Annotated in this window: 17 protein-coding genes; 11 read left to right on the top strand and 6 right to left on the bottom strand. The window is 60.7% G+C overall.

What is annotated here, in order from left to right:
• Window positions 1–74: 74 nt before the first annotated feature.
• The 5 genes from ACR0E6_RS06145 to glmM all read left to right on the top strand — a co-directional run bounded on the left by ACR0E6_RS06145 (window position 75) and on the right by glmM (window position 5,557).
• Window positions 75–716, top strand: coding sequence for a cell wall hydrolase (locus ACR0E6_RS06145; RefSeq protein ID WP_480581637.1), 642 nt, complete (start codon window positions 75–77; stop codon window positions 714–716).
• A gap of 73 nt (window positions 717–789) precedes the next feature.
• Entirely contained in the window at window positions 790–2,163 is a 1,374-nt protein-coding gene (locus tag ACR0E6_RS06140) for a multicopper oxidase family protein (RefSeq protein WP_480581635.1), read from the top strand.
• Between the two features lie 101 nt (window positions 2,164–2,264).
• On the top strand, window positions 2,265–3,185 hold the full coding sequence (locus ACR0E6_RS06135; RefSeq protein ID WP_170517894.1) for a dihydroneopterin aldolase: 921 nt from the start codon (window positions 2,265–2,267) through the stop codon (window positions 3,183–3,185).
• Window positions 3,182–4,180, top strand: a complete 999-nt coding sequence (gene folP / locus ACR0E6_RS06130) for a dihydropteroate synthase (RefSeq protein ID WP_480581633.1) — start codon at window positions 3,182–3,184, stop codon at window positions 4,178–4,180. Before ACR0E6_RS06135 ends, folP begins: the two co-directional genes overlap by 4 nt.
• Before the next feature lie 33 nt (window positions 4,181–4,213).
• The gene (glmM, locus tag ACR0E6_RS06125; RefSeq protein WP_480581631.1) at window positions 4,214–5,557 is read left to right on the top strand and encodes a phosphoglucosamine mutase; all 1,344 of its coding nucleotides are present in this window, start codon (window positions 4,214–4,216) and stop codon (window positions 5,555–5,557) included.
• Here glmM and ACR0E6_RS06120 read toward each other — a convergent pair.
• Window positions 5,554–6,456, bottom strand: a complete 903-nt coding sequence (locus ACR0E6_RS06120) for a DMT family transporter (RefSeq protein ID WP_480581629.1) — start codon at window positions 6,454–6,456, stop codon at window positions 5,554–5,556. The two genes, glmM and ACR0E6_RS06120, sit on opposite strands and share 4 nt — an antisense overlap.
• Window positions 6,457–6,535: 79 nt before the next feature.
• On the opposite strand from ACR0E6_RS06120, the gene ACR0E6_RS06115 reads away from it, so the two are divergent.
• Complete coding sequence (locus tag ACR0E6_RS06115) at window positions 6,536–6,847, top strand: ArsR/SmtB family transcription factor (RefSeq protein WP_480581627.1); 312 nt, start codon at window positions 6,536–6,538, stop codon at window positions 6,845–6,847.
• Window positions 6,844–7,299 carry an SRPBCC domain-containing protein gene (locus tag ACR0E6_RS06110; protein WP_480581625.1) on the top strand — a complete coding sequence of 152 codons (456 nt, stop codon included), beginning with the start codon at window positions 6,844–6,846 and terminating at the stop codon, window positions 7,297–7,299. Before ACR0E6_RS06115 ends, ACR0E6_RS06110 begins: the two co-directional genes overlap by 4 nt.
• A 48-nt stretch (window positions 7,300–7,347) precedes the next feature.
• Here ACR0E6_RS06110 and ilvC read toward each other — a convergent pair whose 3' ends face one another.
• Complete coding sequence (ilvC, locus tag ACR0E6_RS06105) at window positions 7,348–8,370, bottom strand: ketol-acid reductoisomerase (protein ID WP_170451439.1); 1,023 nt, start codon at window positions 8,368–8,370, stop codon at window positions 7,348–7,350.
• A gap of 131 nt (window positions 8,371–8,501) precedes the next feature.
• Here ilvC and ACR0E6_RS06100 point away from each other — a divergent pair, with 131 nt between their 5' ends.
• Window positions 8,502–8,957: an Lrp/AsnC family transcriptional regulator gene (locus ACR0E6_RS06100; protein WP_170451437.1), complete on the top strand. Its 456-nt coding sequence runs from the start codon at window positions 8,502–8,504 to the stop codon at window positions 8,955–8,957.
• Window positions 8,954–9,412 (top strand): Lrp/AsnC family transcriptional regulator, encoded by a 459-nt coding sequence (locus ACR0E6_RS06095; RefSeq protein WP_480581623.1) that lies wholly within the window; start codon window positions 8,954–8,956, stop codon window positions 9,410–9,412. The genes ACR0E6_RS06100 and ACR0E6_RS06095 overlap by 4 nt, the downstream gene beginning before the upstream one ends.
• 6 nt (window positions 9,413–9,418) lie before the next feature.
• Here ACR0E6_RS06095 and ACR0E6_RS06090 read toward each other — a convergent pair whose 3' ends face one another.
• The gene (locus ACR0E6_RS06090; protein ID WP_480581621.1) at window positions 9,419–10,120 is read right to left on the bottom strand and encodes a GntR family transcriptional regulator; all 702 of its coding nucleotides are present in this window, start codon (window positions 10,118–10,120) and stop codon (window positions 9,419–9,421) included.
• 232 nt (window positions 10,121–10,352) lie between these two features.
• On the opposite strand from ACR0E6_RS06090, the gene ACR0E6_RS06085 reads away from it, so the two are divergent.
• Window positions 10,353–11,480 carry an aminotransferase class V-fold PLP-dependent enzyme gene (locus ACR0E6_RS06085; protein WP_480581619.1) on the top strand — a complete coding sequence of 376 codons (1,128 nt, stop codon included), beginning with the start codon at window positions 10,353–10,355 and terminating at the stop codon, window positions 11,478–11,480.
• Window positions 11,481–11,511: 31 nt separating this feature from the next.
• Here ACR0E6_RS06085 and ACR0E6_RS06080 read toward each other — a convergent pair whose 3' ends face one another.
• The 3 genes from ACR0E6_RS06080 to ACR0E6_RS06070 form a co-directional block, all read right to left on the bottom strand.
• Window positions 11,512–12,708 carry a UbiH/UbiF family hydroxylase gene (locus tag ACR0E6_RS06080; protein ID WP_480581617.1) on the bottom strand — a complete coding sequence of 399 codons (1,197 nt, stop codon included), beginning with the start codon at window positions 12,706–12,708 and terminating at the stop codon, window positions 11,512–11,514.
• Between the two features lie 74 nt (window positions 12,709–12,782).
• A complete protein-coding gene (locus tag ACR0E6_RS06075; RefSeq protein ID WP_170451428.1) occupies window positions 12,783–13,031 on the bottom strand; it encodes a hypothetical protein in 249 nt (82 codons plus the stop codon).
• A gap of 86 nt (window positions 13,032–13,117) precedes the next feature.
• On the bottom strand, window positions 13,118–13,762 hold the full coding sequence (locus ACR0E6_RS06070; protein WP_170451426.1) for a pyrimidine 5'-nucleotidase: 645 nt from the start codon (window positions 13,760–13,762) through the stop codon (window positions 13,118–13,120).
• A gap of 100 nt (window positions 13,763–13,862) precedes the next feature.
• Here ACR0E6_RS06070 and ACR0E6_RS06065 point away from each other — a divergent pair, with 100 nt between their 5' ends.
• Window positions 13,863–14,510 (top strand): GntR family transcriptional regulator, encoded by a 648-nt coding sequence (locus ACR0E6_RS06065; RefSeq protein ID WP_170451424.1) that lies wholly within the window; start codon window positions 13,863–13,865, stop codon window positions 14,508–14,510.
• Window positions 14,511–14,513: the final 3 nt, after the last annotated feature.

Raw genomic sequence — 14,513 nt, 5'->3', positions numbered from 1 at the left:
GGACTGCGCTAAATGCCTCGTCGCGCCCGCCGGGGGAGGGTTAGGCGCGAGAAGTGCCTGTGCGAGGTTATCTGATGCTACGTTACATAATGGCTGTTGCCACATTGGCGGCAACCGTGCTGCCAAGTGCGTCCTTCGCCGAGAGGGAAGCAACCGATTCCGCCAAGGAAGAACTTGTCGCCCGCAACGAATTGCCGGCGCAAAGTTTCCGTGACTATTTCAAACTGTTCCAGCCTCGGAAGCCGGCTGCGCCGGTCGAAGTTTCCTACTCGAAGGCCTGGCTGGATCAGCAACCCAAAGCGACCGGGGACGAGAACTGGAAATGTCTGTCCGAGGCGCTGTACTTCGAAGCCCGCGGCGAAAGCGTGCGGGGACAGTTTGCCGTGGCTGAAGTGATCCTGAACCGGGTCAAAAGCAGCCGTTTCCCTGACAGCCTGTGCGGTGTGATCCGTCAGGGCACCGGGAAGAAATACCAGTGCCAGTTCACCTATACCTGCGATGGCCGCAAAGAGGTGATCCACGAAAAGAAAGCCTTTGAGCGTGTATCGAAAGTCGCGCGGGCCGCGATGGACGGGATTTCAAAGGAACTGACCGAAGGCGCGACCCATTATCACACGACGGCAGTGCGCCCATCCTGGTCACGCGTCTACAAGCAGACCGCGCGGATCGGCGTGCACATCTTCTACCGCCACAACTACCGGACGGCGAGCAACTGATTGACGCACCCGCGCTGGAAGCTTGATGGCGCGGGGCGAGTTGCAGTCTATATTGCGGGCCAGGAGGCCCGTAATGCCATTCAACAGAAGAAGATTTTTGCAAACCGCTGCGGCGGCTTCGCTTTTGCCGGCTGCGGTCAGGGCGAACGTCCCACATCTTGAGGCGCGTGTTACAAGTCAACAGCTTGCGCCTGACGGGTTTCCTGAAACCGAAGTCTGGAGCTATGGAGGCTCGGTTCCGGGCGAGACGCTCAGATACAATCGGGGAACGCGCGTCCAGCAACGCTTTGTGAACAGACTTCCGCAGCCGAGTTCGGTTCATTGGCACGGAATTCGAATAGACAACGCGATGGACGGTGTACCGGGTTTGACGCAAGACGTCGTCGAAGCTGACGGGGCTTTCAAGTATGAATTCGTCGTCCCCGATGCGGGCACATATTGGTACCACGCCCATAACCGGTCGATGGAGCAGGTTGCCCGCGGGCTATACGGTCCCTTGATCGTTGACGAGGCCGCACCGCCGGATGTCGATCAGGATCTGATCCTGATGCTGGATGACTGGCGGCTCGACCCGGAAACGGCTCAGATTGCCGACGATTTCAACAACGGCCACGACCTAAGCCATGCCGGACGCCTTGGAAACATTGTCACTGTTAACGGCTCGTTCGATCCGGCCTTTCCGGTGCGTCGAAACGAACGGCTCAGGCTCCGGCTGATCAATGCCTCGAACGCTCGGATCTACGATCTGGACTTGGATGGCCTTACGGGCTGGATTGTCGCTCTGGACGGGATGCCGCTGGAAGTGCCGCTTGCCCTGAGCGGGTCCTTCCCACTGGCCCCGGCGCAAAGGGCGGATTTGATCGTTGACGTTGTGGCTGATGGGCCGACCGCAAGCCTTGTAAGTGTTGAACGCGACGGGGCATTTGGATTGGCGCGTTTCGACATCGGCGGTCCGTCCGCCAACGCTCAACGGACGGACATAGTCGCGCTACCGCCTAATCCCCTGCCGGAAATCGCTGGGATTGACGATGCCCCGCTGCATCGAATGCGTCTGCAGGGCGGGGCCATGAGGTGGTTGGAAAGCGCTCGGATTGGTGAGACCGACCTGTCAGGGCGCGAGTTGGCGCAGTTGGGGCGGTTCTGGGCATTGAACGGATATGCCGAACGTCCGTCGGATCCTTTTCTCGATGCGTCTCTGGGTAGCCTTCACAGGATCGAGTTCGTGAACGAGACCGCATTCCCCCATGCGATGCACCTGCATGGCCACCACTTCCGGCATGTTTTGGACGACGGCGCGCTGGGTCCGTGGCGCGATACGGTTCTGATCGAGAGGGGACAAACCCGTCAAATCGCGTTATTTGCCGATAATCCCGGTGATTGGCTGTTGCATTGCCATATGCTGGGACATGCCGCCGCGGGTATGATGAGTTGGTTTCGCGTCACCTGACGCCGCAATCAGCGGCTGGAATGGCGCTTGTGTGAGTGTTATAGCCCCTCGGACCGCCTAAATTAGGCGAACTGTTCTGCAAGCCCGAGAAGGCCTGACCCATGAGTTCTGAAATCCGCCTTGCCTTTGCGCACCCGTCCGAGCGGTCCGAGGCGACCTCGCCCCGGGGGCCGTTGGATCGCATCTCATTGCGTGACCACACTGTCGAGGTTGAAATTGGGGCCTTTCAGGCCGAGCGCGGCACGACGCAGCGCATCTGCTTTAACATCGTGGTCGAGGTGCGCCCGCTGACCTCGGATATTGACGACGATGTGGACCGTATCCTGTCCTATGACCGCGTGACCGAGGCCATCGCCTATGAACTGGCGGCTGAACGCCTGAACCTGCTTGAAACGCTCGCCGAGCGCGTGGCCGAGCGCATCCTGCTGGAACCTCAGGCCGTTCGGGTTTTCGTGCGGATCGAAAAGCTGGATCGGGGTCCCGGCGCGCTGGGGGTAGAGATCGTACGCGGCAAGGACGCCGTTCATCATGACGTTGTTGAAGAAGAACGCCCGCATCCGCGCCTTGTGTTCCTGTCCAATGACGCGATTGCGTCGGGCAATCTGAAAGGCTGGATCGATCAGCTGGAAAATCGTCAGCGCCCGCTGATCCTGTGCGTCGGGGCCTCGGATCTGGCTGCGCCGCAGACCGGCCATGCCATGACGCAGCGCCGGATCGATCTGCTGTCCATCGAACAAAACGCCTGGGTTCTGGCCGCGCGGGATCATCGCTGTGTCGTCGTCTCGACTCGGACCGAGCTGGATTGGGCCATGAAAAACGGCCAGATCTGCGTCTGGGCCCCGTCCAAGATCGTTCTGGATGCGGTGGACGGCCCATCCGCCGCGCCGTCGGACGCGGTTGCTCTGGCCGCGTGGTTTGCCGCGACGTTTGAAGCCAGTGAGATGATGGTGATCGGTGGCGAGCTGCCGAAAGAACCCAAGACGCCCCTGCGCGCCGTCGCCGTCGATCAGGCGCAGTTGTGAGCCATTATTACCGACCGCTGGTTCAGCACGGCCCGGCCCGCCCGGATGGTGCAGTGTCTTTGGCCGGTCAGGCGTTGTGGTTCACACATGCGGAAGCCCTGTCGCGGTTGGATGCGCCCAAGGTCGTCCCGGCGGCTGAAATTCCAGCCGATGTTTTGCAACGCCTCAGCCGCCAGCGTGCAGCAATATCCGGTCTGGACATGGCGCAGCCGCATATCATGGGCATCCTGAACGCGACACCTGACAGCTTTTCGGATGGCGGCGTTCACAGCTCGGTCGAGGGTGCGCGGGCAGGGGCCGCTGACATGGTGGCGCAAGGCGCGACCATTCTGGACATTGGCGGAGAATCGACCCGCCCCGGTGCAGATTTTGTCCCAGAAGCGGAAGAGATCGCCCGCACGCGCCCGCTGATCGAAGCGATTCGGGCGGAAACGGAAGCCTTGATCTCAATCGACACCCGCAAGGCCGCAGTGGCCAAGGCCGCCTGCGCCGCCGGGGCAGGTTTGGTCAACGATGTCTCGGGCTTTACCTTCGATCCGGACCTCGCGCCGTTTTGCGCTGAATTGGGCGCGCCGGTTTGTGTCATGCATATGCAAGGTGACCCGGCCACGATGCAGGACAATCCCGAATACGACAACGTTGTGCTGGATGTTTACGATTTCCTCGAAGGTCAGATCACGCGGCTGGAAACACTGGGTCTGAGCCGCGATCTGATCATTGTCGACCCGGGTATCGGCTTTGGCAAAACCGAACAGCACAATCTGGACCTTCTGCGCAACCTCAGCCTGTTTCACGGGTTGGGCTGTCCGATCCTTCTGGGCGTGTCGCGCAAGGGGTTCATCGGGTCCATCGGGAAAGAGCCGCAAAAAACTGCGCGCGCTCCGGGATCAATTGCCCTTGCTCTGGACGGATTGTCCCAAGGTGTGCAGATCATTCGCGTGCATGACGTGGCCGAGACAGCTCAGGCCTTGCGTCTATGGGCTGCGGTCCGGTAATCCGGTCGCAAACATTTTTGTGAGGGGTAGAAGATGCGCAAGCTGTTCGGAACTGACGGTGTGCGGGGCACAGCCAATACACATCCGATGACAGCGGAAATGGCCTTGCGCATCGGGGCCGCCGTGGGGCGGTATTTCCGTCGCGATGCCTCGGGCGTGCACCGTGTGGTGATCGGTAAGGACACGCGCTTGTCGGGCTATATGCTGGAAAACGCGCTGACTGCTGGTTTGACCTCGACGGGGATGAACGTGCTGCTGCTGGGGCCGGTACCGACGCCTGCCGTTGGGCTGATGACCCAATCCATGCGCGCCGATCTGGGCGTGATGATCTCGGCCAGTCATAACCCGGCGGAAGATAACGGCATCAAGTTCTTTGGGCCCGATGGGTTTAAACTGTCCGATCAGGCCGAGTTGGAAATCGAACGGCTGATCGAGGAAGGCGTTAAACCCGCGCAGGCCCAGAATATCGGACGCGCGCGCCGCGTGGACGATGCCCGGTTTCGCTATGGCGAGCGGATCAAATCCTCGCTGCCCCGCGATGTGAAGCTGGATGGCTTGAAAGTCGTGATCGACTGCGCCAACGGCGCGGCGCACCGCACTGCGCCCGAGGTATTGTGGGAATTGGGCGCCGAGGTGATCCCGGTCGGTGTCGCGCCGAACGGCAAGAACATCAACCTCAATTGCGGATCGACCAAGCCTCAGCTTGCCGCCGAGACCGTGGTGGCGCATGGCGCGCATGTGGGGGTCTGTCTGGACGGGGATGCCGACCGCGTTGTGGTTATCGATGAAAACGGTGACGTGGCCGATGGCGATCAGCTGATGGCCTTGCTGGCCTCGGCTTGGGCTGCATCCGGTCAGTTGAAAGGCGACGCGCTGGTTGCGACTGTCATGTCCAATCTCGGATTGGAGCGTCACCTGCAATCGCAAGGCCTGCGTCTGGAACGCACGGCCGTCGGCGACCGCTATGTGGTCGAGCGGATGCGTGAAGGCGGTTTCAATCTGGGTGGTGAGCAATCAGGCCATATCGTCATGAGCGACTACGCCACCACAGGTGACGGTTTGATGGCTGGGTTGCACTTTTTGGCCGAGATGGTTCTGTCCGGGCGATCAGCTTCGGATCTGGCGCAGCAATTCGAGACCGTGCCGCAGTTGTTGAAGAATGTCCGCTATGGCGAGGGGCAAATGCCGCTTGAAGCGCAAAGGGTCAAAGCCGCCATTGCCGATGCCGAGGCGAGACTGAACGGGCAGGGCCGCTTGCTGATCCGCAAATCCGGAACGGAACCGTTGATCCGGGTAATGGCCGAGTGTGAGGATGACGCGCTGTTGTCTCAGGTTGTCGACAGCATCGTGTCCGAGGTTGAAGCCGCAGCAGGCTAGCGTCCGGTCAGCAGTTTTCGCAGACTGAACCACTGGCTGATGGCCAGCCCGGCCAGAATCATGGCCAGTGCGATGAAGAAACGCAGGGGCAAGGCCTCGGACAGGATCCACGCGCCAAACACCATCGACCAGATCGGCACCTGATAATTGACCAGTGTCAGAAAGACCGACCCTGCGCTGCGAATGATCGATACGCGCAGAAGCGTGGCAAAGGCGGTGGGCAACAGACCCAGGATGATGATTGCAAGGCCGGGTCGTGTGCCTTCCCATCTTGGTAGGCCTTCGGTCACCAGCATCAGCGGCACCAGGCACACTGCGCCGACGACCAGCGTCAGCGCGGCCAGCGTGACAGGGTCAATGGGCGGGCAACGTCGGGTGAAGATCGAAGCCACCGAGTAACACAGCGCCGCCCCGATACAGGCGAGTTGCGCCAACGGTTCGAACCCTTGGCCGATCTGGGTCAAGCCGGGACCGATCAGAACCAGAGCGCCGGCAAAGCCGAGAGAGACCCCGAAAATGCGGCGCGCATTCATCGGCTCGTCGGAAAAGAAATGCGCCAGCGGCAGCACCATCAGCGGTATCGCCGCCATGGACAGGCCTGCAAAGGCCGAGGGCACGTATTGCTGGCCCCAACTGAGCATCATGAACGGAATTGCGGTCGACAGCAGCCCGATGATGACGATTGCGCCCCATAGGGCGCGGTCCGGTCCGGGTATCCTGCGACCAGTGGCTGCCATCAGGCCCAGCAGGGTGACCGCACCCAGCGTTGTGCGCGCCGTTGCCACTGTGACGGGCCCATAGCCTTCCAGCGCCATGGCCACGACCATGAACGTGCCACCCCATATGAGGCCGAGTGTCAGGACGCCGCTCCAATCGCGATAATCGGGTTCTAGCACCATAAACCCCTCATATCCTTTGATTTTGCCGATGTCACGCGCCCGAGATTGACAAAGAGTTAGTTATTACTTACTGTAAGTAATGGCTTACCAAGATGCATTTACCGCGCTGGGCGACCCGACTCGCCGGAAAGTGTTCGAAGCAGTTGCAGCCCGGCCCTGCGCGGTCGGGGCTCTGGCTGACACGCTACCTGTCAGCCGCCCGGCCGTGTCACAGCATCTGAAGGTTCTGACAGATGCGGGATTGGTCGGGTGCCGGTCGGAAGGGACGCGCCGGATTTACTTTGCCCGGCCTGACGGCTTGGCAGAAATGCGCGCCTGGTTGGATCGATATTGGTCGGATGTGCTGGACAGTTTTGCAGCTGAGATAAACCGGGAAGGGCGAGATACATGACTGATCCAATCGTCAAAACCGTGGTTGTGAACGCCGCGCCGGACCGTGCCTTTGAGGTTTTTGTGCACCGCATCGCAAGCTGGTGGCCGCTGGATGGTCACGCAGTGTCTGCCTCGAAGGGACAACCGGCGCTGGCCGTCACGATCGAGCCTTGGGTTGGTGGAGCACTGTTCGAAGCGATGTATGACGGCGAAAGGGCTGATTGGGGCACGGTGTTGGAATATGAAGAGGGGCACCGCCTGGCCTTCACCTGGCATCCGGGCACCAACAAGGACACCCCCACGCGGGTTGATGTCGCGTTTGAAAGGGTCGGTGCGAACCAAACACAAGTGACCCTGACCCATTCCGGCTGGGAGGTCTGGGCCGAAGCCGCCGCGGACAAGCGAGGCGGTTACGATTCGGGCTGGGATTTTGTGTTGGGCGAGTGCTTCGCGACAGCATGCGCTGCATAGAAAAGGGCGGCCCGTTAAAGGCCGCCCCAGTGCTGACAGAGGTCAGGTTTAGTTCTTTTCCTGATCGACCAGTTTGCCAGCCGAAATCCACGGCATCATGCCGCGCAGCTTGGCGCCGGTTTCTTCGATCAGATGCTCGTCATTGGCGCGACGCGAGGCCTTCAGGGTCGGCTGGCCGACCTGATTTTCCAGCATGAAGTCGCGGACAAACTTGCCCTGCTGGATGTCGTTCAGAACCTCTTTCATCGCTTTCTTGGTCTGCTCGTAGGGCAGGATGCGCGGGCCGGTGACGTACTGGCCGTACTCGGCAGTGTTCGAGATCGAGTAATCCATGTTGGCGATGCCGCCTTCGTAGATCAGGTCGACGATCAGCTTTACCTCGTGCAGACACTCGAAATAGGCCATCTCGGGCGCATAGCCTGCTTCGACCAGGGTTTCAAAGCCGCAGCGGATTAGCTCAACCAGACCGCCGCACAGAACGGCCTGCTCACCGAACAGGTCGGTTTCGCACTCTTCGCGGAAGTTGGTTTCGATGATGCCCGAGCGACCGCCGCCGATGGCCGAGCAGTAGGACAGGCCGATTTCCAGCGCTTTGCCGGTTGCGTCGGTGTCAACGGCCACCAGGCAGGGCACGCCGCCGCCTTTGACGTATTCGCCACGCACGGTGTGGCCGGGGCCTTTGGGGGCCATCATGATGACGTCGACGCCTTCTTTCGGCTCGATCAGGCCAAAGTGGACGTTCAGGCCGTGGGCGAACGCGATGGCGGAGCCGGGCTTGATGTTGTCATGCACGTATTTCTTGTAGGTCTCGGCCTGCAGTTCGTCGGGCATGGTGAACATGATGACGTCACACCAGGCCGCCGCTTCGGCGATGCCCATGACCTGCAAACCTTCGGCTTCGGCTTTCTTGGCCGAGGCAGAGCCTTCGCGGAGAGCGACGACAAGGTTCTTGGCGCCCGAGTCGCGCAGGTTCAGCGCGTGGGCGTGACCTTGCGAACCATAGCCCAGGATGGCCACTTTTTTGTCTTTGATCAGGTTGATGTCGCAATCGCGATCGTAATAGACGCGCATTTTGCCGGTCCTTTCTGTTTCGATTGCTGCGCTTTTACCCGGGTGTTTTGCGATTGGCGAGCGTATTGAAGTTGAGTATTTATAAAAAAGATGAAGAACTATTCTTCATTTAGCCGGATGATGAGAAATCTATGCTTGATGACATCGACAGACGTATTCTGCGTCATTTTCAGGCTGATCCCAGCCTGTCTAACGCCGAACTGGCCGAGCGGTGCCGGATTACGCAAGGCGTTTGCTGGCGTCGTATAGAAAAGATGCAGGCCGCCGGTATCATCGAGGGGCAGGAGGCGGTGATCGACTGGGTTGCGCTGGGTTATGCGGTCGAGGTGTCGCTGCGGGTCACGTTGGACAAGACGCAGGCGCGCGCGTTTGACGAATTCACGGCTGCGGCGCGCGAGGTGCCCGAAGTGATCGAGATACAGACCTTTCTGGGCCGCGTGGATGTGCGGCTGTCGGTTCTGGCGAAGGACATGGCGCATTACCAGCAACTCTATCGCGACCGCATTCTGACCTTGCCGCATATCGCCGATATCGAAGCGCTGATGCATATCGCACGGGTCAAACGGGATGAGGTGCTGCCGGTATGATCGAGCTGGACGAAACAGACCGAAAAACCCTGCGAGCCTTAAGGCAGGATGCAACGCAAAGCGCCGGGGCGCTGGGGCGCCAGCTGGGACTGTCGCAACCCGCCACATGGCGGCGGATCCGCAGGCTGGAAGAGGCGGGGGTCATCAAAGGCCGTCGTCTGCGCCTGAATGCCGAGGCATTGGGCTTTGGCGTCACCGTCTTTCTGGGCGTGAAGCTGGCGCGCAAGGGACAGGTCAGTCTGGAAGACTTCGAACGCGCTGTCAGCGCCATTCCCGAAGTGCAGACCGTCGAGCATGTGCTGGGGCTGTATGACTACCGTCTGCGCGTAGTGGCGCGTGACCTGTCCGATTTCGAACGGGTTCTGCGCCGACGGATCATGACGTTGCCCGGCGCAGGGGATGTCGAGGCCAATGTCTTGCTGAGCGAAGAGCGCCTGCCCGGTCCGATAGGCTGATCACGCCTAGTATTTCGTGCGAACGCAATAGCCGGGATGGTGGGTCATGCGGGCGAAGGTGATCGGGTTTTCATCCTTCCACGTCGTCCGCTCCATCTGGATCATCGAGGTTCCGGCGGTGGTGCCCATGAACTCGGCCAGACGACTGTCGGCGGAAATCGCGCAAAAGGCGACCTCGGCCTCGGTGAAGGGGGCGGCATTCAGCAGCCATTCATGGGGGCCATGCGCGCTCAGATCGGCCTCTTCCACCTCGGGAACGGCTTCGATGTTGATCCACCGTTCCTCAAGCTGAAAGGGGCGGTTGTCGGCATAGTGCATGCAGATCACGTGCAGCACACGGGCCTCGGGCGAAACGCTGAGTTGCGAGGCCAGCCAACCGGGGCTGGGCACAACATTACGCTCGACCAGCGCATAGCGGTATGCGGCGTTCTGATTTTCAATCATCTGCCGGGCCAGCGACAGTTCCAGCCTGGCGTGTTTGCTGGGCTCTTTCTTGACCCGCGTTCCACTTTTGCGCTTGCGCTCGACAAAGCCCTGATCGGCCAGTTCCCGCAGCGCGCGGTTCACGGTGGCCCGCGCGCAGTTGAATTCTTCGGCCAGCTGCGTTTCCGTCGGTAAAAGCGAGCCTTGCGGCCACACACGGCTTTCGATCCGTCGTTTCACTTCGTCACGAACGACCTGGAAGCTGATCCGCTTTTGGTGAGTCACGGGTTGAAATTTCCCTTCAAGCATAAAGTGTATGCATCTGTTCAGAAGCAAGTAGAAGTGTAAAGGGGAGGTGACTCTAATTGGCGTCATTTTTGATGTTTTCGAACCAGTTGGTCAAAATATTTCGGTTTTGTTTTTCGTGACGTAGGGTCACTTTCGTGGCAGTGTTCGCCGGAATCAGACAGGGCACTTGGGCCTGGCTTTGGGGAACGACTTCTGGAAAGGAAACTGAATGCCTGCATTGCTGGAAACCGTGGACCGGGATGGTCTTGAAGAGTTCTCGGTTGTCTTTACCGACCGCTCTTTGAACCATATGTCGGCCAAGTTTCAAAAGGTTATGCGCGATGTCTCGAGCATGCTGCGCGAGGTCTATAGTGCCGACGGTGTTGCCATCATTCCCGGCGGCGGAACTTATGGGATGGAGGCCGTGGCCCGTCAGTTCGCGCGTGGCGCCAAAGTTCTGGTGGTGCGCAATGGGTGGTTCTCCTATCGCTGGAGCCAGATCATCGAAAGCGGCGCGCTGACCGGATCGGTTACCGTTCTGAAAGCGCGGGAAACCGGCAATACCAGCCCGTCCCCCTTTGCGCCCGCTCCGATTGAAGATGTGGTTGCTGCCATTCACGAGCAGCGCCCCAACGTGGTCTTCGCACCCCATGTCGAGACTGCGGCGGGCGTGATCCTGCCTGACGATTATGTAACCGCCATGGCAGCTGCCGCGCATGAGGTTGGTGCGTTGATGGTTCTGGATTGCATCGCATCAGGCTGCGCCTGGGTTGATATGAAGGCGACCGGCGTGGACGTGTTGATCTCGGCCCCGCAAAAGGGGTGGAGCGCGTCGCCCTGCGCGGGCCTTGTCATGCTGTCCGAGCGAGCCGAAGAGCGGTTGCAAGAGACCGAGTCCGACAGTTTTGCGGTCGATCTGAAGAAATGGCGTCAGATCATGCAGGCCTATGAGAACGGCGGCCATGCCTATCACGCGACCATGCCGACCGATGCCCTGACGGCGTTTCGCGACACGATGCTTGAGACGCAGGAATACGGGTTCGAGAAATTGCGCGACGCGCAATGGGCTTTGGGCAATGGCGTACGCGCGATGTTGAAGGAAAAGGGCGTTGTCTCGGTGGCCGCGGATGGTTTTGGCGCGCCGGGCGTTGTGGTCAGCTATACGGCTGATCCCGAGGTTCAGAATGGCAAGAAATTCGCCGCTTTGGGGATGCAGATCGCCGCTGGTGTGCCGTTGCAATGTGACGAACCTGCCGGGTTCAGCACGTTCCGCCTTGGGCTGTTCGGCCTCGACAAACTGTATGATGTGGACGGCACAATTGCGCGTCTGAAACGGGTGCTGGATCAGGTTCTGTGACCGGGTGGCGGGCTGAAGCCCGCCCTACCACCTAACGCACGCCGAGGCCCATCTGCATCAGCGTCTTGCGCACTGGTCCCATGGAGTAGAGCGCGTTCAGCCCCAAGGCGCGTGCATCGCGCAGCGGCCGCGCCTCGAGCATCGAGGTGCGGTTCAACAGGTCGATGCCTTTCACCCGCAGCTCGATCTCGGCATGGCGGGCCTTGTGGTAGGCATCCAGCATCTGCGCATCACCCAACCCATCAGGCCGGGCTTGTGCCAGGTCCAGAAGAGATCGCAGATCGCCCAAAGACATGTTCAGACCCTGCGCGCCAATGGGCGGCACCACATGCGCGGCCTCGGCCATCAGGGCGATGCGTTCGCCCGACAGGCGCGCGGCCGATTGGCTGATGATCGGCCAGATCGTCCGGCGTGAGGCCAGTTTCAGCGGCCCGAACAACCCGCAGGACCGCTCCGTCATCGCGGCCTCGAAGGCCTCGGTGTCGAGGTTCAGCAACTCCACCGCGCGCGGCCCGCGTTCCATCCACACAATGGCGGATGAGGGCTGACCCTGCCAGTCGGGCAGCGGTACCAATGTGAACGGCCCGCCAGACCGGTGGATCTCGGTCGAGACGTTTTCATGGGCAATCGGATGCGTTACCGCAAAAGCCAGCGCTTTCTGACCATAGCGCGTAGTGTGGGCGGGTATCCCGGCAGCCTCGCGCATAGTGGAGTTTCGCCCATCGGCGGCGATGACCAGTTTGCACCGGATGCGGCTGCCGTCACTCAACCCAACGCGCGCCTCGGCGGTGCGGGTGAACAGGCTGACGGTGCCAGTGCCGGGGCGGAAATCGACATTGGGCAGTTCGGCCAGCCGCGCCACCATTTCGCGCCGCAGCAGCCAGTTTGGCAGGTTCCAGCCAAAGGGCTGTTCCGAAATGTCCGAGGCGTTGAAATCGCGCACAACGCGCGGTTCGGGGACGTCTCCGCCCGCATCGACGATGCGCATCACTTGCAGCGGGGCCGCATGGGCATCAAGCCGGGCCCACAATCCACATTGGTCCAGCAGCCCGCGTGAGGGTTGCAGGAAGGCGGTGGTCCGCAGGTCCGACCCATCAACGTCGCGTTCAGTGATCGGCGGGGTCGGATCAACGCAGATCACGTTGAACCCGGCGGTCCCAAAGGCGGCGGCGGCGGTCAGGCCAGCGATTCCGCCGCCGGAAATCAGGATCTCACAGCTGTCAGTCATGGCACTTGTCTCCGTTCCCTGCAGACCCTAGTGCGGTTCCCGCGCCTGCGCCAAGTGACATCCTGTCCCGTGTCTTATCCGCGTGAAATCAGGATCAGGATCAGAAACATCACCGGCACCATCATCACGGCGGGGATGTAGAGACCGGGCAGGCCGAACAGCAGGGCAGAACAGCCCCACATGCTGAAGATCGCGGCGGCCGTATAGCCTAAATCCTCGGGCTCGCCATCGGCCACGTCGCGGGCCATCCAGCCAAACAAGGGGATTGCATAAAGCAGGCGTTGCCAAATCGGCAGGCGCTGCGGCATCAGGGTCGCGCTCATTGGGGTCTCCGTTCTGTTCGTCGCAGACGGGCATATATGGATGATTGTGCAGCTGCAGAATATGCAGATCGTCGCAGTGTGACAGCCTACCGCAGGCGGGCCAGGAATGCCGTTAGGTCATCCGTATGGTGGTGGATATGATCGGCCTCATGCGGGTCCGGCGCGACGTGAACCGTGCGCATTCCCATCTCATGCGGCGCGGCCAGATTGCGGGGATCGTCCTCGAACATGGCGGCCTTTTCGGTCTGAATACCATCTTGCGAAAAGATCGCCTGAAAGGCCGCTTTTTCCGGCTTGGGGCGATAGCCTGCATGTTCGACACCATAGATGGCATCAAACAGACCCGTCAGCCCGCGCGCCTCAAGCACCCGTTCCGCATAGGGGGCGCTGCCGTTGGTGTAGACGATGCGCCGACCGGGCAGGGCGCGGATATGGGCGGCAAGCTCGGCATCGGGGTCCATATGGCTCATGTCGACCTGATGGACCGCGTGCAGATAGGGGTCGGGGTCTAGATCATGTTCGGCCATCAGCCCGGCCAGAGTTGTACCGTATTCGCGCCAATAGTGGCTGCGCAGGCGGTCGGCCTCGGCCCGGTCCACGCCGATGGCCTGCACGACGTAATCGGTCATCAGCACCTCGATCTGGTCGAACAGGCGCATGTGCGGCGGATAAAGGGTGTTGTCCAGATCGAACACCCATTGGGTGACGTGGCTAAAGGCAGGTTTGACCATGATGTCGGTGTAGGGCGCGAAAGCCGGGTTTTCAATGCTACACTTGATTGCGGCCCCCGGAGGCGGATAGACATGGCCGAACGAGGAGAGACAACACCCCATGCCCCAATCCCGACAGTCCAACAAAGATGCCTACAGCCTGATTCTCGAAGCCATCGATGTGGGCGTCTACAAACCCGGTGACCGTCTGGTCGAAAGCGAACTGGCCGAGCGGTTCGGTGTCTCGCGCACCCCCATCCGCGAGGCGTTGCAGCGGCTGGAGACGCAGTCGCTGCTGGAGCGGGACGGGCGGTCGCTGATTGTGGCGTCTTTGGACCACAACCAGATGGCCGAACTGTATGTCGTGCGGCGCGAGCTTGAGGGGTTGGCCGCACGTCTGGCCGCCAAACACGCGACCGAGGAAGAGATCCGCGTGCTGCAGGAAATGGTGGCAGAGGATGATGCACTGGTCGATGATCCCTCGGCCTTGTCACGGGCTAACCGGCGGTTTCATGAGCAGATCCATCTGGCCTCGCACAACCGTTATCTGGTTCAGCAATTGGATCTGGTGCATCGCACCATGGCCCTGATGGCGACCACGTCGCTGGCGGCGCAGGGGCGCAGTGAAATTGCGCAGAGCGAGCATAAGGGGATCGTCGAAGCCATCGCTGCACGTGACGAAGAAGCAGCCGGGCGGGCGCTGAAGGACCATATCTCGATCGCATTCATGACCCGTCTCAAGCAGGACGCGGTGCGGCGCGAATCTTAACCT

The sequence above is a fragment of the Ruegeria sp. AP12 genome, from assembly GCF_056540025.1.
The sequence above is the reverse complement of the archived record's forward strand: the minus strand, read 5'-3'. Positions and strand labels throughout refer to the sequence as shown.